The organism is Ruegeria sp. C5, assembly GCF_056537605.1.
Window position 1 is genome coordinate 41807 of sequence record NZ_JBQFRX010000009.1, and the last position, 20758, is coordinate 62564.

General features: G+C 58.6%; 19 protein-coding genes. 8 read left to right on the forward strand and 11 right to left on the reverse strand.

Features of this window, described 5'->3' with window-relative positions; all coding sequences use genetic code 11:
- Positions 1-44: 44 nt before the first annotated feature.
- From dnaA to mutM, 4 genes are all read right to left on the reverse strand, one after another.
- Positions 45-1427 carry a chromosomal replication initiator protein DnaA gene (gene dnaA / locus ACR0AW_RS19895; RefSeq protein ID WP_170395377.1) on the reverse strand — a complete coding sequence of 461 codons (1383 nt, stop codon included), beginning with the start codon at positions 1425-1427 and terminating at the stop codon, positions 45-47.
- Between the two features lie 543 nt (positions 1428-1970).
- Entirely contained in the window at positions 1971-2234 is a 264-nt protein-coding gene (gene rpsT / locus ACR0AW_RS19900) for a 30S ribosomal protein S20 (RefSeq protein WP_010442545.1), read from the reverse strand.
- A gap of 227 nt (positions 2235-2461) precedes the next feature.
- The gene (locus ACR0AW_RS19905; protein ID WP_170395375.1) at positions 2462-3238 is read right to left on the reverse strand and encodes an enoyl-CoA hydratase; all 777 of its coding nucleotides are present in this window, start codon (positions 3236-3238) and stop codon (positions 2462-2464) included.
- Between the two features lie 66 nt (positions 3239-3304).
- Positions 3305-4156, reverse strand: coding sequence for a bifunctional DNA-formamidopyrimidine glycosylase/DNA-(apurinic or apyrimidinic site) lyase (gene mutM, locus ACR0AW_RS19910; RefSeq protein ID WP_170734136.1), 852 nt, complete (start codon positions 4154-4156; stop codon positions 3305-3307).
- Positions 4157-4242: 86 nt separating this feature from the next.
- Here mutM and ubiE point away from each other — a divergent pair, with 86 nt between their 5' ends.
- A complete protein-coding gene (ubiE, locus tag ACR0AW_RS19915; protein ID WP_170734137.1) occupies positions 4243-4995 on the forward strand; it encodes a bifunctional demethylmenaquinone methyltransferase/2-methoxy-6-polyprenyl-1,4-benzoquinol methylase UbiE in 753 nt (250 codons plus the stop codon).
- A complete protein-coding gene (gene ubiB, locus ACR0AW_RS19920; RefSeq protein WP_170734138.1) occupies positions 4996-6525 on the forward strand; it encodes a 2-polyprenylphenol 6-hydroxylase in 1530 nt (509 codons plus the stop codon). It abuts the gene before it with no gap.
- 96 nt (positions 6526-6621) lie between these two features.
- On the opposite strand, the gene ACR0AW_RS19925 is transcribed toward ubiB, so the two are convergent.
- Positions 6622-7797, reverse strand: coding sequence for an acetyl-CoA C-acyltransferase family protein (locus tag ACR0AW_RS19925; RefSeq protein ID WP_170636528.1), 1176 nt, complete (start codon positions 7795-7797; stop codon positions 6622-6624).
- A gap of 112 nt (positions 7798-7909) precedes the next feature.
- Between ACR0AW_RS19925 and ACR0AW_RS19930 the strand changes: the two genes are divergently transcribed.
- From ACR0AW_RS19930 to ACR0AW_RS19950, 5 genes are all read left to right on the forward strand, one after another.
- Complete coding sequence (locus ACR0AW_RS19930) at positions 7910-8473, forward strand: helix-turn-helix domain-containing protein (RefSeq protein ID WP_170395365.1); 564 nt, start codon at positions 7910-7912, stop codon at positions 8471-8473.
- Positions 8474-8582: 109 nt separating this feature from the next.
- Complete coding sequence (locus tag ACR0AW_RS19935; RefSeq protein WP_170515670.1) at positions 8583-9767, forward strand: glycine C-acetyltransferase; 1185 nt, start codon at positions 8583-8585, stop codon at positions 9765-9767.
- A 14-nt stretch (positions 9768-9781) separates the two neighbouring features.
- Positions 9782-10810, forward strand: coding sequence for an L-threonine 3-dehydrogenase (tdh, locus tag ACR0AW_RS19940; RefSeq protein ID WP_170515826.1), 1029 nt, complete (start codon positions 9782-9784; stop codon positions 10808-10810).
- Between the two features lie 63 nt (positions 10811-10873).
- Positions 10874-11749, forward strand: a complete 876-nt coding sequence (locus ACR0AW_RS19945) for a tryptophan 2,3-dioxygenase (protein WP_170734139.1) — start codon at positions 10874-10876, stop codon at positions 11747-11749.
- 3 nt (positions 11750-11752) lie between these two features.
- Positions 11753-12583: an alpha/beta hydrolase gene (locus ACR0AW_RS19950; RefSeq protein WP_170734140.1), complete on the forward strand. Its 831-nt coding sequence runs from the start codon at positions 11753-11755 to the stop codon at positions 12581-12583.
- 61 nt (positions 12584-12644) lie between these two features.
- Here the strand turns inward: ACR0AW_RS19950 and infB are convergent, their stop codons facing one another.
- From infB to pip, 6 genes are all read right to left on the reverse strand, one after another.
- Entirely contained in the window at positions 12645-15119 is a 2475-nt protein-coding gene (infB, locus tag ACR0AW_RS19955) for a translation initiation factor IF-2 (protein WP_170395359.1), read from the reverse strand.
- Between the two features lie 8 nt (positions 15120-15127).
- Entirely contained in the window at positions 15128-15751 is a 624-nt protein-coding gene (locus ACR0AW_RS19960) for an RNA-binding protein (protein ID WP_170734141.1), read from the reverse strand.
- 22 nt (positions 15752-15773) lie between these two features.
- Positions 15774-17387, reverse strand: coding sequence for a transcription termination factor NusA (nusA, locus tag ACR0AW_RS19965; protein ID WP_170423355.1), 1614 nt, complete (start codon positions 17385-17387; stop codon positions 15774-15776).
- The gene (gene rimP, locus ACR0AW_RS19970; protein WP_010442531.1) at positions 17387-17977 is read right to left on the reverse strand and encodes a ribosome maturation factor RimP; all 591 of its coding nucleotides are present in this window, start codon (positions 17975-17977) and stop codon (positions 17387-17389) included. The genes nusA and rimP overlap by 1 nt, the downstream gene beginning before the upstream one ends.
- Before the next feature lie 160 nt (positions 17978-18137).
- On the reverse strand, positions 18138-18950 hold the full coding sequence (locus ACR0AW_RS19975) for an ABC transporter substrate-binding protein (protein WP_170734142.1): 813 nt from the start codon (positions 18948-18950) through the stop codon (positions 18138-18140).
- On the reverse strand, positions 18947-19924 hold the full coding sequence (gene pip, locus ACR0AW_RS19980; RefSeq protein ID WP_170734143.1) for a prolyl aminopeptidase: 978 nt from the start codon (positions 19922-19924) through the stop codon (positions 18947-18949). Before pip ends, ACR0AW_RS19975 begins: the two co-directional genes overlap by 4 nt.
- A 48-nt stretch (positions 19925-19972) precedes the next feature.
- On the opposite strand from pip, the gene ubiG reads away from it, so the two are divergent.
- Positions 19973-20719: a bifunctional 2-polyprenyl-6-hydroxyphenol methylase/3-demethylubiquinol 3-O-methyltransferase UbiG gene (gene ubiG, locus ACR0AW_RS19985; protein ID WP_170408667.1), complete on the forward strand. Its 747-nt coding sequence runs from the start codon at positions 19973-19975 to the stop codon at positions 20717-20719.
- Positions 20720-20758: the final 39 nt, after the last annotated feature.

The following is a 20758-nucleotide window of genomic DNA, read 5'->3' on the forward strand; positions in this document are numbered from 1 at the left end:
CCGAACGCAATAGTCCGGGGTGTTTTTCAAGGATTCAGTGCGGTTTAGGCTTCCAAGGCCCGGCGCAGCATCTCAACATCTTCGGCAATCTGGCCATCGGTCAACTTCAGCTCTTCGATGCGCTTCACGCCATGCATGACCGTGGTGTGGTCGCGCCCGCCAAATCGACGGCCAATCTCAGGCAGCGACCGACTGGTCAGTTGCTTGCACAGATACATCGCCACCTGACGCGGACGCGCATAGGACCGCAGGCGTTTAGGGCCGATGATATCGCTGAGGCGGATGTTGTAATAATCCGAGACCTTGCGCTGGATCTCTTCGACGGTGATCTTGCGCTCGGAGGCGCGCAGTACATCGGCCAGACAATCCTGCGTCAGCTCCATATCGATCTCGCGCCCGACCAGCGAGGCAAAGGCAAAAAGGCGGGTCAGCGCCCCTTCCAGCACGCGCACATTGGTCGAGATGCGGTGTGCAAGGAACTCCAATACACCATCAGCAATGGTCAGATCGGGATAAGTGCTGCTGTACTGCTGCACTTTGTTCTGCAGGATTCCCAGACGCAATTCGTAGTCTGTGGGATGAAGATCGACGACAAGGCCACATTGCAGGCGTGACTTTACGCGGTCTTCAAGGTCCTTGATCTCGCCCGGCGCGCGGTCGGCCGAGATGATGATCTGCTTGTTCTGATCCACCAGCGCGTTGAACGTGTGGAAAAACTCTTCCTGCGTCGAATCCTTGCCAGCGATGAACTGCACGTCATCGACCATCAGCACATCGACCGAACGGAACAAGTGCTTGAAATCCATCATGCGGCGTTCACGCAAAGCCTGCACAAAGCGATACATGAACTGTTCTGCTGACAGATAAAGCACATTCAACTCGGGGTGCTTGGTTTTCAACTCCCACGCAATCGCGTGCATAAGGTGGGTTTTACCCAGTCCAACACCGCCGTAGAGCACGAGCGGATTGAAAGTTACCGGGCCGCCCTCGGATACGCGGCGAGCTGCGGCATGTGCAAGTTCGTTGGGTTTGCCAACAACAAAGCTATCAAAGGTAAACCGTGCATCCAGTGGCGCAGCCTGTAGTGCTTCAAGTGCATCATTGGCTGTATCTGTAACAGCGGGCCGGGTTTCTGGCGCGGGAGATGGCTTGGACTCTTCCACCAATGTGGGACGGGCTGACGAATTGGCCGCTGTGCGAAACGCCAAGCGCTGAACCTTTTCGCCCGAGGTATTCAGCTCATAGAGAATAAGGTCCGCAAAATTCTGACTGACATAGTTGCCCATGAAGTTGGTCGGCACCGAGAACACCGCTACACCATCCTGCAACTCCTGAAACTCCAAGGGTTCAATCCAGGTGGTAAAATTGTTCTTCCCAACCGCCTTCATCAATTTGCTACGCAGTTGTCCCCATTTCTCTTGTGTCATTCGGCGCCTCACGCATCCCATTCATTATTGGCCTTAAGGCCTTTTTTAATGTGTCCCGAATTACGGGCCTTTATGGCGCTCACACACAAGGGAACGTTTCGCCAAACCTGATGGTCTGGCGGGTACGCTCGAATATCATCGCAGTCCAATACAGCACGGCCCCAAAATGGGGGCACACCCGGAATCCGGGATGCGCATGATATTCCAATTTATCGACAGGGCCAGGATCTTCGGCTAACCCGAGACCCAGAGCAGATCGTCCAACTGACCGAAGCCAGCTTTCGAACATTCGTTCCTAAATCTTCCCGATGCCCGTCGGTCAGATCCTTGGAACAGCCTGTCCCCCCAAGCGAGTGAATCGCTGTCTAAGTCGTAGCAAGAGCCCAAGGGTCCGGGCAACGAAACTCTGATATTGACTCGGGGTTCTGGGCGAAAGAATCTCTCGGCTTCGTGAAGACGCGGCTTTCCGGCAACAATGAAAAAGGCGTCGCAATCAGCGACGCCTTTTTCGTAAATCAACGCTTGACGCGTTTTCCCAAAGAATCAGCCCAGCGCTTTGACGCGCGCCGACAGGCGCGACATTTTGCGGGCTGCGGTGTTCTTGTGGAAGACGCCTTTGGTGACGCCACGCATCAACTCGGGTTGAGCGGCGCGCAGGGCTGCGGTAGCTGCGTCCTTGTCGCCGGATGCGATCGCTTCTTCAACTTTGCGCAGGTGGGTACGGATGCGCGAACGACGCGCTTTGTTGACGGCGAAGCGCTTTTCGTTCTGACGGGCGCGTTTCTTTGCCTGGGGCGAATTTGCCATGTATCTCTGACCTTTTGTTCGGTACGGTTATCTTGGGTTGCGCGCCACGGACATATCCGCACCGGATCAGAAATCACGAGTGTGAGTCGGGCCAAGCGGGCCGCACGCGCATGTATGACGGCGGTCTCTAACCAAGTTTGGCAGGTTTGCCAAGCTGATTCTGCCAGTATGTGATGAGGGAAAAAGGCGGGGTCTGCCCGCCTAATATCACTAAGCGACGATTATGATCACTTGTCGCGGAACTGAGCCGCACGTTTTTCCAGAAACGCGGCCATGCCTTCTTTCTGGTCCTCTGTCGCGAACATCGAATGGAACACCCGACGCTCAAACAGCATGCCTTCGCTCAGCGGCAGCTCATAGCTGCGGTTCACAGCCTCTTTGGCCGCGATGGCCGTGATCTGCGATTTCTCTGCAATCTTCTGCGCCGCACCGGTTGCCTCTTCGATCAGCTTTTTGGCGGGCACGACACGACTGACCAATCCCGCGCGCTCGGCCTCTTCAGCGTCCATGAAGCGGCCTGTCAGGTTCATGTCCATCGATTTGGACTTACCAACGAAGCGGGTCAGACGCTGACTGCCACCAAGCCCCGCGATGACGCCCAGATTGATCTCGGGCTGGCCGAACTTGGCGGTGTCGGCAGCGATGATGAAATCGCACAGCATCGCCAGTTCACACCCGCCGCCCAGCGCGTAACCGGCAACGGCAGCGATGATAGGTTTACGGATCGCGGAAACCCTATCGTTAGCGTCTGCAAACAGATTGACGTCGAATACATCGACAAAACTCATCTCGGACATTTCCTTAATGTCCGCACCGGCGGCAAAGGCCTTGTCCGAGCCGGTGATGACGATGCAGCGCACCTTGTCATTGCTATCCGCATCTTCCAGCGCCTCGCACAGCTCACCCAGCAACTGGGTGTTCAGCGCGTTCATCGCATCGGGGCGGTTGAGCTTGATAAGGGCGACGTGGTCTTCGATTTCGACGATGATCGTCTCAAAAGCCATGAGGTGTAAGCTTCCGGTTGTTCCGTTCAGGTACGATTCCTTATCACGCGATTTCGCTGGATCAAGTTATCTTTGGCATTGCGCGCAATAGAAGGATGAGCGACCGGACTGGGTGATTCTCTTGATTTCAGCGCCACAACCCTCGGTTCGACAAGGCTCTCCTTCGCGACCGTAGACGTCGAAGCTGTGTTGAAAATATCCAAGTTCTCCATCGGCTTGGCGGAAATCACGCAGCGATGAGCCGCCCGCTTCAATCGCGTCCTGCAACACTTTTCTGATGATCGGCACAAGGGCCGCAACGCGTGGCGCAGAAATCTGTCCCGCTTTGCGACGTGGCGACACCTTGCCGCGATAAAGCGCTTCGCAGACGTAAATATTACCCAAACCGGCAACGATTCCCTGATCCAACAACGCCGATTTGACCGGGCTGTTCTTGCCTTTGAAGGCGTCTATCAGGTGCTGTTCGTGAAAATCATTACCCAATGGTTCAGGTCCCAGAACCGATAGCAGCTTGTGCTGCTCCGCCGTTGCCGTCGGCAGCAGGTCCATCGCCCCGAACCGGCGCGGATCGTTGAAGGTGATGCGTGCGCCATTGGCCATATGAAACACCACGTGATCATGTTTCTGCGCCATCGGATGCTCATGCGCATACTGTCCGAGCGGATCGCCAGAGACCGTCATCCGCCCCGACATGCCCAGATGGATCAACAACGTCTCGCCACTGCTGAGATCCGCCAGAATGTACTTCGACCGTCGCCGCAGCCCATCCACCCGTTGCCCCGTCAGCCGCTCGGCCATCCGAGCCGGGAAAGGCCAACGCAAATCGGGGCGATTCACATCCGCCCTTTCGATCACTGCGCCCTCCATTGCGGGGCTCAGGCCGCGTCTTACTGTCTCGACCTCGGGCAATTCGGGCATTACAGGGCTCCTATTCCAAAGGGCCGCATTGTGCCCGCCTCTTATCGCCCTATAACAGAGGCGAAATTCGACAAACGGCAAGGCAAATGTCCGACACCAACGACAAGACCACCCATTTCGGGTTCGAAACAGTGCGCGAGGCTGAAAAAGCCGGTCGCGTACAGGGCGTGTTCAATTCGGTCGCCTCGAAATACGACGTGATGAACGACGTGATGTCGATGGGCATCCACCGGGTCTGGAAAGACGCGATGATGGACTGGCTTGCCCCGCGCGCCGGTCAGCGGCTTCTGGATGTGGCGGGCGGCACCGGCGATATCTCGTTCCGCTTTCTGAAGCGCGCAGGCCACGGCCATGCTACCGTGCTGGACCTGACCGAGCCGATGCTGGTCGAGGGCCGCCAGCGCGCCGAGGCCGACCAGATGTCCGACAGCCTGAATTGGGTGGTGGGCGATGCGATGGCGCTGCCCTTCGAGGATAACACCTTCGACGTCTACACCATCTCCTTCGGCATCCGGAACGTCACCCGCCCGCAAGAGGCGCTGAACGAGGCCTATCGCGTTCTGAAGCCCGGTGGTCGTCTGATGGTGCTTGAGTTCAGCCAGTTACCCAATGACGGGCTGCAGAAGCTTTACGACCTCTACAGTTTCAATGTCATCCCGCGTATGGGCAAGCTGATCGCCAACGACTACGACAGCTATCAGTACCTTGTGGAATCAATCCGCAAGTTCCCGGACCAGGAGACATTCCTGAACATGGTCTGCACCGCCGGGTTCGAAAACGCCAAATACCGCAACCTGAGCATGGGCATTGCCGCACTGCATTCTGGCTGGAAGATCTAGATGCGCGGCCCTCACAACATCATCCGCCTGATCCGCACAGGCGCAACGCTTGAACGTACCGGTGCCATGAACGTCGTGCTGGATGCATTCGAGGCACCGCGTGCCGTACGTATTCTGGCGCATACCCTTGGCAAACCGTTCCAATGGCTGGGCTACAAGGGCGACCCCGAGATGCCGCCCGCCACCCGTGCCCTGACCGCATTGGGTCCGGCTTACATCAAATTCGGGCAGGTGCTTTCGACCCGCCCCGACGTGGTGGGAAATGAGCTGGCCGAGCAATTGCGTGTTCTGCAAGACAAGCTGCCGCCCTTTTCCAAAGCTGAAGCAAAGGCAGAGGTCGAGAAAGAGTTAGGCCAACCGACGTCAGAGATATTCAGCGAGTTCAGTGAACCTATCGCCGCTGCCTCGATTGCTCAGGTTCACAAGGCCAAGCTGACCAGCACAGGCGAAGACGTTGCTGTCAAAGTCCTGAGACCGGGTATCGAGCGCGCCTTCCGCAAGGATGTAGACGCGTTCTATTTCGCCGCGCGTATGGTGCAACTTTGCGCCCCCGGAGCGCGCCGCCTACGCCCGATGGAAGTGATCGAGCATTTCGACGGCGTAGTACGCGGCGAGTTGGACCTGCGTCTGGAAAGTGCCGCCGCCTCGGAATACGCTGCCAATACCAAGGATGATGCCGGATTCTGGCTGCCCCCGGTGGTCTGGTCGCTATCCGCCCGCCGCGTCATGACGCTCAGCTGGGCTGATGGCATTCCCTTGGGAGACAACAACGCGCTGGACGCTGCCGGACATAATCGCCGCGATCTGGCTGAGCGCGTGCTCCGCCTGTTCCTGTTGCACGCGCTTCGCGACGGCTATTTTCACGCCGACATGCACCAAGGCAACCTCAAGGTCGCTGCGAACGGGGACATTATCGCCTATGACTACGGCATCATGGGTCATATCGATGAATATACTCGCCGGGTATATGCCGAGATTCTCTTTGGTTTCATCCGCCGCGACTATAAACGCGTGGCTGAAGTCCATTTCGAAGCAGGCTATGTGCCTGCCAATCAGGACGTCGACGAATTCGCCCGCGCCTTGCGCGCGGTAGGTGAGCCGATCTTCGGCATGGACGCCACCCATATCTCGATGGGTCGGCTGCTGAGCTACCTGTTCGAAGTCACTGAACGCTTTGGCATGGAAACCCGCACCGAGCTGATCCTGCTGCAACGCACCATGGTGGTGGTCGAAGGCGTCGCCCGCTCGCTTGATGATCACATGAACATCTGGGAGGTCGCCCGACCGGTGGTCGAGGATTACATCAAACAATCGATCGGCCCCCGCGCCGCCCTGCGCGATTTCGGCAAAACCGCCCTGGTGCTTGCCCGTTTCGGCCCCCGCTTGCCCGGTCTGGTGGAAAATGCCCTTATTGCCCAGACTCAAAAAGACGACCCAAAGACCCCGGGTTTGATCGCAAACCTTCTGCCAGCAACGATCGGCGCGGCCGCAGGCATAGCCGCGACGCTGGTGATCTTCGCACTCAGCTAAACCAACCCTACCGCTTCATCTGGCTAAAAATACCTTCGGGGGGAATCGCGCCCCGGCGCGATGGGGGGCAGACAGCCCCCCTTGCCCCGACCCAACTCAGAGCCGCTCGATGGCGAGGGCAATCCCCTGCCCTCCGCCGATGCACATGGTGATCAGACCTTTCGATCCGCCAATACGCTCCAACTCATACAACGCCTTAAGCGTGATAATCGCCCCTGTGGCGCCCACCGGATGGCCCAGTGCAATAGCCCCACCGTTCGGATTCACCTTTGCAGCGTCCAGACCCAATTCCTGATTGACGGCCAAAGCTTGCGCCGCAAACGCCTCGTTGCTTTCGATCACGTCGAAATCATCCGCAGACAAACCCGTCTTTGCGAACAGGTTCTGCACTGCGGGAACCGGGCCGATGCCCATCACCTCGGGTCGCACGCCGGCATGGGCATAGCCAGTCACGCGCGCTTTGGGTTTCAAGCCCGCCTTTTCTGCAGCATCCGCTGTCGCCAACACCATCGCCGCCGCGCCGTCATTGATGCCCGAGGCGTTGCCCGCCGTCACCCGCCCATCTTTCTGGAATACCGGGCGCAATCCGGCCAGCGCCTCGGCAGTGGTGGCCTTGGGATGTTCATCGACCTTGAAGTCGACCATGTCGCGCTTGACCTTGACCTGCACCGGCGCGATCTGGCTGTCGAAATACCCGGCCTCAATCGCCGCAGCCGCACGGGTCTGGCTGGTCAGCGCAAACGCGTCCATCTGTTCGCGGCTGATTTGGTGTTCATCCGCCACATTCTCGGCGGTCACCCCCATATGCCCGGTGCCGAACGGGCAGTTCAGCGCGCCCAGCATCATGTCGAGCGATTTGACATCGCCCATCTTCGCCCCCCAACGGGCCTGCGGCACGACATAAGGGCTGCGCGACATGCTTTCAGCACCGCCCGCCACGGCAAACTCTGCATCGCCTAGCATCAGCGCCTGCACCGCCGACACTACTGCCTGCGCCCCCGAACCGCACAGCCGGTTCACGTTCATCGCCGGAGTCCCGTTCGGAATACCCGCCTGCATTGCGGCGACTCGCGACAGATACATGTCGCGCGGTTCGGTGTTGATCACATGACCAAAGACAACATGATCAATCTGCGCGCCTTCAACGCCCGAACGCTCCATTGCCGCCTCGGTCGCCACGGTCGCCAGATCGATCGGAGCGGTCGAGGCCAACGCACCGCCAAAGGTCCCGATGGCTGTGCGCGCACCGTCCAGTATTACTATGTCCGTCATGTTTTCTCCTCCAAGTCTCGCGCCCATTATGCACCTGCAGCATGATCTTCATATTAGACTCACTGTCACGCCGGAATTGACATTACGTTGCGCAACACCCATGGATTCCGTCATGACGGAAAACACAGACGATATTCTGACGCGCCTGCCCGCCCGATTGAAAGAGGCGCGCCGCGCCAAAGGCCTGTCGCTTGAGGCGGTCGCCAACCTCAGCGGCGTCTCGCGTTCCATGGTCAGCCAGATCGAGCGTGGTGAAAGCAGCCCCACAATTTCGACTCTGTGGAACCTGACGCGCGCTCTGCAGGTGGATTTCGCCGGACTGTTGGAAGACGCCAAAACGACCGACCAGATCGAAGTGCTGCGTCAAGCAGAAGTGCCCAGTATCGACAATATGGGCGAGAAATGCCGGATTCGCATCCTCTCTCCCCCCGAAGAGGCCGGAGGACACGAGGTCTATGATATTCAGTTTCAGGCCAATGGGAGCCTGAACAGCCAGCCTCATGCGCGCGGCGCACGAGAGCAACTGACTGTGCTGGAAGGCGCCGTCCGTGTCACTTCGGGAACGGCATCCAGCGATCTGAAACAAGGGGATACCGCCCGGTATGCCGCCGATATTACGCATTCGATAAGCGCTGAAAACCCGGCCCGCGTTTTCCTGATCGTAAAAAACGCCTGAACGGGCAAGATTCCGCCTTCACGGATATTTTTCCCAAATACTGTAATTCTCCTATTTGGGAATTTCATCCGCTATGTTAGACGTGCGACTCAGATTAACGGAGGTCGCCATGGCTGATGCATTCCTGTCCCATATTTCGGATACACTCGCGCAGATTGAGGCAGAGGGTCTGTACAAGCGCGAACGAATGATCACCTCGCCTCAGGGCGGTGAGATTACAGTGGGCGACAAGCAGGTGATCAACTTGTGCGCCAACAACTATCTGGGTTTGGCCGATCACCCTGCGCTGATCAACGCCGCCAAAGGCGCAATGGAGCCCAAGGGGTTCGGCATGGCCTCGGTCCGGTTCATCTGCGGTACGCAGGACATTCATCGTGAACTTGAGCAGAAGCTGGCAAAGTTCCTGAACAAGGACGATTCAATTCTGTTCGCTGCCTGCTTCGACGCCAATGGCGGGTTGTTTGAGCCTTTGTTAGGGCCCGAAGACGCCATTATCTCTGACAGTCTAAATCATGCCTCGATCATCGACGGGGTACGGCTGTGTAAGGCAAAACGCTATCGCTACATGAACAACGACATGAATGACCTCGAAGCGTGGCTGAAACAAGCGCGCGAGGACGGGGCGCGGCATATCATGATCGCAACCGATGGCGTGTTCTCAATGGATGGCTATCTGGCCAATCTGCCGAAGATTCGCGAGCTGGCCAACAAATACGACGCCATCGTGATGGTCGATGACTGCCACGCCACCGGCTTTATGGGGCCAAACGGAGCGGGCACGCCGGACCACTTCGGCGTCGACGTGGATATTCTGACGGGAACTTTGGGCAAGGCACTTGGGGGGGCAATCGGCGGTTATATCGCCGGGCCGCAGCCAGTGATCGACCTGCTGCGGCAGCGGGCGCGGCCCTATCTGTTCTCAAACTCGCTGCCGCCGTCCATCGTTGCCGCAGGGCTTGAGGCAATCCGTCTGGTTGAAGAAGGTGACATGCTGCGCGCCCAATTGTTCGGCAACGCCAAGTACTGGCGCGCCGGGTTAGAGAATCTGGGCTTCGACCTACTTCCGGGCGAACACCCGATCATCCCGGTCATGCTGGGTGAAGCGACCCTGGCGCAGGATATGGCATCGCGATTGTTTGACGAAGGCGTCTATGTTTCGGGCTTTTTCTTCCCTGTCGTGCCGCGTGGTCAGGCCCGAATCAGAACGCAGATGAATGCGGCTCTAACACGCGACGAATTAGACCGGGCGCTCGCGGCATTTGGCAGGGTCGGCAAAGAATTGGGGATAATCTGATGCGGGCCAACACGATGAAAGCCCTTGAGAAATCCAAGCCCGAGGAAGGTCTGTGGATGGTGCAGGCCCCAGTACCCGAGATCGGCCCCGACGAGGTTCTGATCCGCATCAACAAGACCGGGATTTGCGGCACGGATATTCATATCTGGAACTGGGATGAATGGGCTGCGGCCACCGTGCCGATCCCGATGATCACCGGCCACGAGTTCGCGGGTGAAATTGTTGAATTGGGTCGCAACGTGACAGGGATGACGGTCGGCCAGCGCTGTTCAGGCGAGGGGCATCTGATCACCCCTGACAGCCGCCAGAGCCGTGCGGGCAAGTTCCACCTTGATCCCGGCACGCGCGGTATCGGTGTGAATGAACAGGGTGCCTTTGCGCAATACCTGAAACTGCCTGCCTTTAACGTGGTGCCCCTGCCTGACGACGTACCGGATGAGATCGGGGCGATCCTCGACCCGCTGGGCAATGCCGTGCACACTGCACTCAGCTTCGATCTGCTGGGCGAGGACGTATTGATTACTGGCGCAGGCCCTATCGGCATCATGGCCGCCGCCGTTGCCCGTCATGCCGGTGCCCGGCATGTAGTGATCACCGATATCAACCCCGACCGCCTGAAACTGGCCGAACACGTGGTACCAACGGTACGCACAGTTGATGTGTCCAAAGAGGATCTGCAGGATGTCATCGCGGAACTGGGCATGACTCAGGGCTTTGATGTCGGGCTTGAAATGTCGGGCTCGCAAGCCGCGCTGGACCAGATGGTCGAAGCACTGGTGATGGGCGGCAAGATCGCACTGTTGGGGATTCCGCCCGGAAAATCTCCGGTGGACTGGTCGCGTATCGTGTTCAAGGCGATCACCATCAAGGGTGTCTATGGGCGCGAGATGTTCGAGACCTGGTACAAGATGATCGCCATGTTGCAGAACGGGCTGGATGTCAGCCGCGTAATCACCCACCAGTTCGCAGTCGATGACTTTACTCAGGGATTCAAGGCCATGAAATCCGGGCAATCAGGCAAGGTGGTTCTGGACTGGACCTAACGCTCTGGAACCGTGCGGGTTTTGTCCCTAAACATGGATAAATCCGCGCGTCTGGAGGAGCACATGGGCGACAAAGACAGGTATACAGAACGGGGAATCGAAGAGTCTCTGGTCACCGATTTCACAGAAACTCACCGCAAAAGCTATGGGGATTTTCTGCAACTTAAGACTCTGCTGAACCTGCAAAAGACCTTTCAGGACCCGGCCCAACCTGATGAGATGTTGTTCATCATCATTCATCAGGTCAGCGAACTGTGGCTGAAACTGATGCACCATCAACTTGTCGAAGTCCACCGGTTCCTGCAGCAGGACGATTTCGGTCCCGCGATGAAGAACCTCGACCGGATCAAAGCGATCCAACGGCAGTTGATCGCCGCGTGGGAGACGCTACTGACTATGACTCCCGCGGACTACATGACGTTTCGGGACGCATTAGGTAGTTCGTCAGGCTTTCAAAGCTATGGCTATCGCCAAATCGAGTTCATTCTGGGCAACAAAGATCCCGCGACCCTGAAAGTGCATGCGCATGACCCAGAAGTGATGGAGATGCTGAACGCGGCTCTTACCAAACCCTCGCTCTATGACGAAGTGCTGCGGATTCTGGCCCGGCAAGGGTTTGACGTGCCGCATGAGCTGATCGAGCGGGATTACGCAAAGCCCTATTCCGGCGATCCGCGTATCGTCAAAATCTGGGTCGAAGTGTTCCGCAACACGGAACAATACTGGGATCTTTACGCGCTGGCCGAAAAACTGATGGATGTGGAATCTCTGTTCCAGAGGTGGCGATTCGATCATGCAACCGCGGTTGAGCGCGTGATCGGAATGCAGCCCGGAACGGGTGGATCTAGCGGCGTGGCCTTCCTGCGCAAGGCGCTGGAGTTGCGGTTCTTCCACGACCTCTACGACGTGCGAACCGAACTGATGTATACTGGGGAATAGGCCATGCTGTATCGCGGATTCACCCAAGAAGAGCTTGAGCAGGAGTATTCCCCTAGCTCAATGATTGGCGGTGATCTGACGCCATATCTAGCCAGCTATTCTGCCCTCAGCGCACAGGCACGGTCTGAAATTAGGATGCAGGAAAACCGTTCCTATGGCGACAGCCCGACGCAAGTTCTGGATTTCTTCCCCGCACCTGGCGCCAACGCGCCTTTGCATGTCTTTATTCATGGTGGCTATTGGCAGGCGCTTAGCCAGCGTGAGTCGGCCCCTATGGCACCGGTATTGCATGAGAACGGGCAAGCCTTTGCCACACTGAATTATACGCTCGCCCCCGATGCCAGATTGGGGCAGATGGTCGAAGAATGCCGTACAGCCTTGTTGTGGCTCGCGTCACAGGCCGAAACACTGGGTTTTGATCCATCAAACATCACACTTTCAGGCCATAGTGCAGGCGCCCATCTGGTCGCGATGGTCATGGCGACGTCTTCAAAGGCATTTGCGCAGGCTGGCCTGCGGGTGCGCAATGTGATCCTGATTAGCGGGATCTATGACCTTGTTCCGATCAGCCTGACCTCGGTGAATGATCCGCTGCAACTGACCAAGGTCGAGGTTCACGATCTCTCACCCTGCCTCAACCTGCCCGCACCGGGACCGCGTTACAGGGTAACCGTCGCCGAGCGGGATACGCCCGAGTTCATCCGCCAAAGCCGTGACTACGCGGAATTACTGCGCAAGGCCGGGCATTCGGTCAGTTTTGATCTGCAGAAGGGTAAACACCACTTCGACATCATCATGCCATCGGGCACGTTTCTGTCGTCGCGCGGCGAGTAACCGGCAAAAGAAAACAGCGGCCTCGTGGGGCCGCTGCTTCAAGTTTCTTCTCTGAACCGGATCAGTCCAGCGTACGCGTGACCTCTTCGCGTTCGAAAATCTCGATCACGTCGCCGGCGCGAATATCGTCGTAGTTCTCGAACGCCATACCGCATTCCTGACCCGACTGAACTTCGGCCACTTCATCCTTGAAGCGCTTGAGGGTCTTCAGCGTACCTTCGTGGATCACCACGTTGTCGCGCAGCAGGCGTACGCCAGCCGAGCGGCGGGCAACACCTTCGGTGACCAGACAGCCGGCAACTTTGCCAACACCGGTAACCTTGAAGACCTCTTTGATCTCGGCGTAACCGATGAACTTTTCGCGAATCTCGGCGCTCAGCAGGCCCGATGCGGCTGCTTTCACGTCATCAACCAGATCGTAGATCACCGAGTAATACCGGATCTCGACGCCCTTCTGGTTCGCAGTGTTCCGCGCCGATGCGTTCGCACGCACGTTGAAGCCAAAGATCGGTGCACCAGAGGCTTCGGCCAGGCCGACATCCGTCTCGGTGATCGCACCAACACCCGAGTGCAGAACGCGTACGCGCACTTCGTCGTTGCCGATCTTCTCCATCGCCTGAACGATGGCTTCGGCAGAGCCCTGCACATCCGCTTTCATCAGAATAGGCAGCTCGGTGACGTTTTCGTCTTCCTTCGCCTTCTGCATCAGCTGTTCAAGGGTGGTCGCGGCACCGGCGGCGGCGCGTTTGTCCTTGGCGGCTTGCTCACGATAAGCAGCGATCTCACGGGCCTGCGCTTCGGTCTCGGTCACGTTCAGAACGTCACCTGCTTCGGGCGTGCCGTTGAGCCCCAGAACCTCAACCGGAACTGAGGGGCCAGCTTCTTTGACGCGGTCGCCCTTGTCGTTGATCAGCGCACGCACCTTACCGTACTGCTCACCCACGACAAAGATATCGCCCTGACGCAGCGTGCCGTTCTGAACCAGAACGGTAGCGACGGGGCCACGGCCCACATCCAGCTGCGCCTCAATCACGGCACCTTGGGCGGCGCGATCTGGGTTGGCTTTCAGTTCCAGAATCTCGGCCTGCAGCGCAATGGCTTCCAGCAATTCGTCCAGACCCTGACCAGTCATGGCCGAGACCTCAACGTCCTGAACCTCACCCGACATCTTCTCGACGATCACTTCGTGCTGCAACAAGTCAGTGCGGACTTTGTCGGGGTTCGCGTCGGGCTTGTCGATCTTGTTGATCGCCACGATCATTGGCACTTCGGCCGCTTTGGCGTGGTTGATCGCCTCGATCGTCTGCGGCATCACCGCGTCGTCGGCGGCAACAACAAGAACCACGATATCCGTGACCTGAGCCCCGCGCGAGCGCATTGAGGTAAAGGCCGCGTGTCCCGGTGTATCCAGGAAGGTCAGCGTGGTGCCACCATCGGTTTTCACCTGATAGGCGCCGATATGCTGGGTGATGCCACCAGCTTCGCCGGCAACAACACGCGCGTCGCGGATCGCATCCAGCAACGAGGTTTTGCCGTGGTCAACGTGACCCATGATGGTGATGACCGGCGGACGCGGCTGCAGATCGTCATCGCTGTCTTCGACCTCTTTGATGACGTCTTCAACGTCCGAATCGGATACACGCGTGACCTTGTGGCCAAATTCTTCAATGATCAGTTCAGCCGTGTCAGCGTCGATGGTCTGGTTCTGCGTGACCATCATGCCCATCTGCATCAGCGATTTGACAACGTCAGCGACGCGCTCGGCCATACGGTTGGCCAGTTCCGAGACCATGATCGCCTCGGGCAGCTGAACGTCGCGGATCACCTTTTCCCGCTCGACCGTGCCGCCCATGGCCTTCTGGCGCGCACGCTCCTGCTTGCGCTTCATCGCGGCCATTGAGCGTTGGCGATTGCCTTCGCCGCCAGTGGCCTGACCAAGTGTCAGCTTGCCCGAGCGGCGGTTGTCGTCACGGCCCTTGCCACGGCCACGCTGCTCACGCTCGCGATCCTGCTTGCGCGGTGCCGCAGCAGGTGCAGGCTTGCTGGATGGGCTGCGTGCTGCCTTGGGCTCGGCGGGTGCCGGGGCTGCGGCAGCACGCTGGGCTGCTTCCTCGGCCTCTTTACGCTTGCGTTCTTCCTCTTCGGCCTTGGCACGGGCACGCTCTTCAGCTTCACGCTGCTCGCGTTCCTTGGCCTCTTGTTCGGCCCGGCGGCGTGCGCGTTCTTCTTCGCGCGCCTTTTCCTGCGCCTCACGGGCAGCGGCCTCTTCAGCCTCACGTGCCTTGGCGGCTTGCAACGCCTTCATACGACGCGCCATTTCCGCATCGGAAATACCCGCTGGGCGACGCGAAGGATCACCCGAAGGTGTCGCACCACCACTTGGTTTGGTCGCGCCCGGCTTGGGAACGACCACGCGTTTGCGTTTGGTCTCCACCACGACATTCTTGGTGCGTCCGTGGCTGAAACTCTGTTTCACATTTCCGGGGCGTGCCCCGCCACGAAGACCCAATGTCTTTTTGCCGTCACTATCGCTCATAAAGCTTCTTACCCTTCCGAGCGGCCCTTGCCGCCGTCATCCTTTTCGCGCAAGCCACGCAGGCGCTGCGCTTCCTCTACAACACGTTTGGCGAGTCCGCCAGAGGCCAAGGCCGCATGAATCACGGTTTGGCGCCCAAATGCCGCCCCAAGCTCGTCTGCGGTCAGCCAGCCGATGTATTTCCCGAAGTGCGGCGTGCTGAGTTTCGACTTGCCGCGCCCCGATCCGTCTGAGGCCTGAATCAGCACCTGGGCCTCTTCCCGGTCCAGCCACGACTTGACCTTTTCATACCCGGCGACCGCGTCACCGGACTTGCGCGCCAGACTGATCAGCTCGATCACACGACGCGCCACCTGTTTCTCGACCTCATCGGTCAGGTCCTTGGCGGCACTCACCTGCGCCTTAAACCCGCGCGAGAACAGTTTCTTGTTCACCGCCTTGTTCAGCGCCGCACGATCCGCCGCCACGTAAACCCCACGCCCCGGCAATTTCGCCGCGACATCGGGAAAGACCTGACCGTCGGGCCCCGTTACAAAGCGGATCAAGCCATATTTGGGCTGAACCTCGCCCGTGGCGATGCACTTGCGTTCAGGGCCTTCCGACCGATCCTTATGGACGCCACCGCGACCCATGTCAGCCACCCGAGGCCTGAGATCAGGCCTCGACCTCCTCATCGGTTGCTTCACCGTCTTCTTCGGCCTGCTCCAGCTCGGCCGGATCAACCCAGCCCAGCATGATGCGCGCGGTCATGACCAGATCCTGCGCCTCTTCCAGCGTCACGCCGAAGGGCTCCAGTACACCATCATCCTTGATGCGTTCGCCATCGACCGTAGTCCAGCCACCGGCCAGTTCCCAGTCGGCGCAGGTTGCGAAGTCTTCCAGAGTCTTCACATCATCCTTGGCCAGCGCCTCTACCATCTGGGGTGTCAGGCCCTCGAATTCAATAAGACTGTCCTCGGCACCCAGCGCACGGGCTGCATCCAGCGCCGCCTTGGCCTGAGCTTCCAGGAATTCGCGTGCACGTGTCTGAAGTTCTTGCGCGGTACCTTCATCGACACCGTCGATGACCAGCAGTTCGTCGATTTCAACATATGCCACTTCTTCGAGGTTGGTGAAGCCTTCAGAAACCAGCAGCTGAGCGAAGAATTCGTCCAGATCCAGCGTTTCCATGAACAACTGGGTACGAGCCTCGAATTCTTTCTGACGGCGCGCCGATTCTTCGGCTTCGGTCATGATGTCGATGTCCAGATTGGTCAGCTGGCTGGCCAGACGCACGTTCTGACCACGACGGCCAATGGCAAGGCTCAGTTGCTCCTCGGGAACCACAACTTCGATCTTGCCGGCTTCTTCGTCCAGAACCACCTTTGAAACTTCGGCGGGCTGCAGAGCGTTCACAAGGAAAGTCGGCTGATCTTCGTTCCACGGGATGATGTCGATTTTCTCTCCCTGCAGCTCGTTTACCACGGCCTGCACGCGGCTGCCGCGCATACCAACACAAGCGCCGACGGGGTCAATCGAGCCGTCATAAGAAATCACGGCAATCTTGGCGCGCGAGCCGGGATCACGAGCAACGGCCTTGACCTCGATGATGCCGTCATAGATTTCCGGTACTTCCATCTTGAACAGCTCGGCCATGAATTCCGGCGCAGTGCGCGACAGGAAGATCTGGTGACCACGCACCTCGCGGCGAACCTCTTTGATATAGGCGCGCACACGGTCGTTCGGGCGATAGCTTTCGCGACCGATCTTGTCATTGCGGCGCAGAACGGCCTCGGCACCGCCCAGATCGACGATCACATTGCCGAACTCTTCACGCTTGACCGCACCGTTGATGATGGTGCCGGCACGATCCTTGAATTCTTCGTACTGACGATCACGCTCGGCTTCGCGAACCTTCTGCAGGATGACCTGCTTGGCGGACTGAGCAGCGATACGGCCCATTTCCACGGGCGGGACTTCTTCAACGAAGACGTCACCAACCTCTGGCGCCTCCATGTACTGCTTGGCCTGCTCGACGGTCATCTCGGCCTGATAGTTCTCAAGCTCTTCATCCTCGACCACGGTGCGGACGCGCGTGAAGGTTGCCTTGCCGGTCTTGCGGTCGATGCTGACGCGGATGTCCATCTCGGCGCCGTAACGGCTTTTGGCGGCACGGGCGAGCGACTCCTCCATCGCTTCGACAACCAGACCGGGGTCGATCATCTTTTCGCGGGCCACGGCCTCGGCGGTCTGCAGCAGCTCCAGCTGGTTGGCTGAGGTGATTGCCATCAGTTCGTCTCCTCTTCGGACCCTTCGGTCTCAATCTCGTCGAAAGCGTTTTCGTTCAGGGCACCAGCGTCTTTGCGCTGGCGCAGCATTTCCTTGATCAGATCATCGGTCAGAACCAGCTTGGCGTCGCTCAGCCAGTCAAATTGCAGACCGATGGTAATGGTCTCGTCTCCCTCGGGGATGTTGATCAGAACCTCATCCCCTTCGATCCCGGCCAATTCGCCCTTGAAGCGGCGGCGACCGTCGATCAGTTCTGCGGTTTCGATCTTGGCCTCATACCCTTCGAACGTCTCAAAATCTTTGAGACGGGTCAGAGGACGGTCAATTCCAGGGCTGGAAACTTCAAGCGTGTAGGCGTCCAAAATGGGGTCTTCGACATCCAGCGTGGCGCTGACCGCATTGGAAATCTCGGCGCAGTCATCCACTTCGATTCCGCCATCGGGCTTGTCTGCCATTATCTGCATCGTGGTGGTCTTGCCGCTCATCAGCCGAATGCGGACAAGCTCATACCCCAGATCCTCGATCACAGGGGTGATGATCTCGGCCAGTCGCCGGTCGATGGCAGCTTTGGCTATCAGGTCGTTTGTCATTCAGGTTCTCTACCCTGTTATCGGGCACAAAAAAACGGGCGCGCGGCCCGTCGAATTTTCCGGTGGAGCCCCGGACCAGAAGTCCGACGCGCCGCTGTTGCAACTGCATATACGCAGGAGTTCCTGAGTCTGCAACCCCCGGCGCAAATCGTGATCAAATTTACGCCAGCCACCACCGTTCGGCGATGCGCCCATCATCCAGCGCAGCCCGGCTGATCTGGCGCGGCATACCGACATGAGAGGCCATTGCCAACGCCATCTCGGCCTCAGACGGATGAAATCGCAGCCCGCGTTGCGCGGTTAGCTCCTCACCAGCCGGGAGCGCTGCGATATCTACATATCCATCGCGCAATGCTTCGGCCCGCACCCCGGCGTCCGGGATCACGATAATCTCAAGCGTATCGACCCATCCTGCCGTTCCGCTTTTGTAGTGATTGGACACCCTGCGTGCGCGGAAATGACGTTCATCCTCGGCCCGCTCAACCCGGTAGCATCCTGTGCCGTTGGCCAGAGCCAGTGGCGTCACGCCCCCTCGCGCAATGACAAACCGTGACCCAGCCAGCAAGAATGGTAGTCCCGGGTTGCCCTCAGCCAATTGCAACTGCACACGATCAGGTGCAATGGCCTCGGCCTGACCAATATCTTCCAGAACAGCTAGAACATCGTTCACGTCCAGCTTGGTGCCATCGTGGAACACAGCATCATCGCGCAGATCAAAGTTCCAGACCCGCGCATCAGCATCGGTCTGCCAATTTGTAGCCAGCTCTCCGCGCAGGGTACCATCGGGCGCGATCTCGGTCAGGCTGTCAAAGACTGCGCCCCGAGCCACCTGTTCCAGACTGTTGTCGCGTGGCACCGCCAGCCGCAAGGTGCCACCCTGTTTCGGCGTATCGGCCAGAGACGCTCCTGTCGCCGCCAGCAAAGCGGCGGCGGCGCCCGAGGCAAATAATGCGCGACGGTCGATGCGAGTCATACCGTTTCCTCCGACACGCGATCCATGATCCGAACCAGTTCCGCGCTGATGCCCGGTTCTGACAGGGCGTGACCGGCCTGCCGCACCATCTTCAGTTCGACATTGGGCCAGCGCTCGGACAGGTTCCATGCAGCCTGCGGTGGGCAGATCATGTCATAGCGTCCCTGAACGATATGACCGGGAATATGGGCAATCCGGTCCATCTGATCCAGAATTTGCCCGTCATACTCAAGAAACGCCTTGTTCGTGAAATAGTGATTCTCAAGCCGCGCAAAAGTTCGCGCGTATTCGCCGGGGCTTTCCCCGACCGACCCGTTGGTGTGGATCGAGGCCAAAGCGTTTTCCCAATGTGACCAGGCGCGAGCATACAGGATCTCGGTCGCGCGGTCGCCCGAAAACAGGCGCTTGTTGTAGGCCGCAATTGCGTCATTTACTTCATGTTCGGGCAAGAGAGAGGTGAACTTGGCCCATTGTTCAGGCCAGAATTTGCCCGCACCACCGCCATAAAACCAGTCCAGCTCGGCCTGTGTGGCCAGAAACACGCCGCGCAATACCAGCCGATTTACCCGATCTGGATGTGTTTGGGCATAGATCAATGCCAGTGTCGCGCCCCAGCTGCCGCCAAAGACGATCCAATCTTCGATGTCGAACAATTTGCGCAGACGCTCGATATCCGCCACCAGATGCCATGTCGTGTTGTTTTCGACCGACGCGGTTGGCCGCGACCGGCCACATCCGCGCTGATCAAAGAGAATCACCCGATAGGCATCCGGATTGAAATACCGTCGCATCGCCGGGCTGCAGCCGCCGCCCGGCCCGCCATGCAGGATCACCACTGGTATCCCATTGGGATTACCGCATTGTTCCACATAAATACGGTGCCCATCGCCCATATCGACCACGCGCTGATCGAACGGATCGATCGGCGGGTAAAGATATTGAACTGCGCGCTTTTGGTCCGGGTACTTATCCATTACGGCCCTATATAGTCCTTAAGCGTAAAAGAGCACACGGAGACAGGAATGCAAGCGCATCCGAACACGGTTGACCCGTCCGAGATCGCAAAATTCGAGGCGATGGCTGCGGAATGGTGGGACCCGCATGGGAAATTCAAACCTCTGCACATGCTGAATCCGTGTCGCCTGGATTATATCACACAGCAGATCGCAGGCGAGTTCGACCGTGATCTGAAAGCTCCGCGTCCCTTCGAAGGCTTGCGCCTGCTGGATATCGGCTGCGGCGGCGGGTTATTGAGCGAACCGATGGCGCGTTTGGGCGCCACGGTCGTGGGCGCCGACGCCGCCGAAGGCAACCTGCCGGTCGCTCGCATCCATGCCGAGCAATCGGGGCTGCAGATCGACTACCGCCACACTACCGCCGAAGACATGGCCGCCGCAGGCGAACAGTTCGATGTGGTGCTGAATATGGAAGTGGTCGAACACGTCGCTGATCCGTTGGGTTTCCTGACCGCATCGCAGCAATTGCTGAAACCGGGCGGGTTACTGATCTGCTCAACCATCAATCGCAACCCAAAATCCTACGCGATGGCCATCATCGGGGCCGAGGTCGTCATGCGTTGGCTGCCGCGCGGCACGCACGAGTGGAACAAGTTCATCACCCCGGATGAGCTGTTCGACCTGCTGCGCCAGGCCGGGCTGGAACCGGTGGACCGCAAGGGGTTCGTCTTCAACCCGATCCTGTGGAGCTGGTCGATCTCGGACCGGGATTTGAGCGTGAATTACGTGACGGCGAGTGTGAAGCCTAGGTAGGATGGGTTTTCAACCCATCTTGCAAGCGTTTTCGATCTT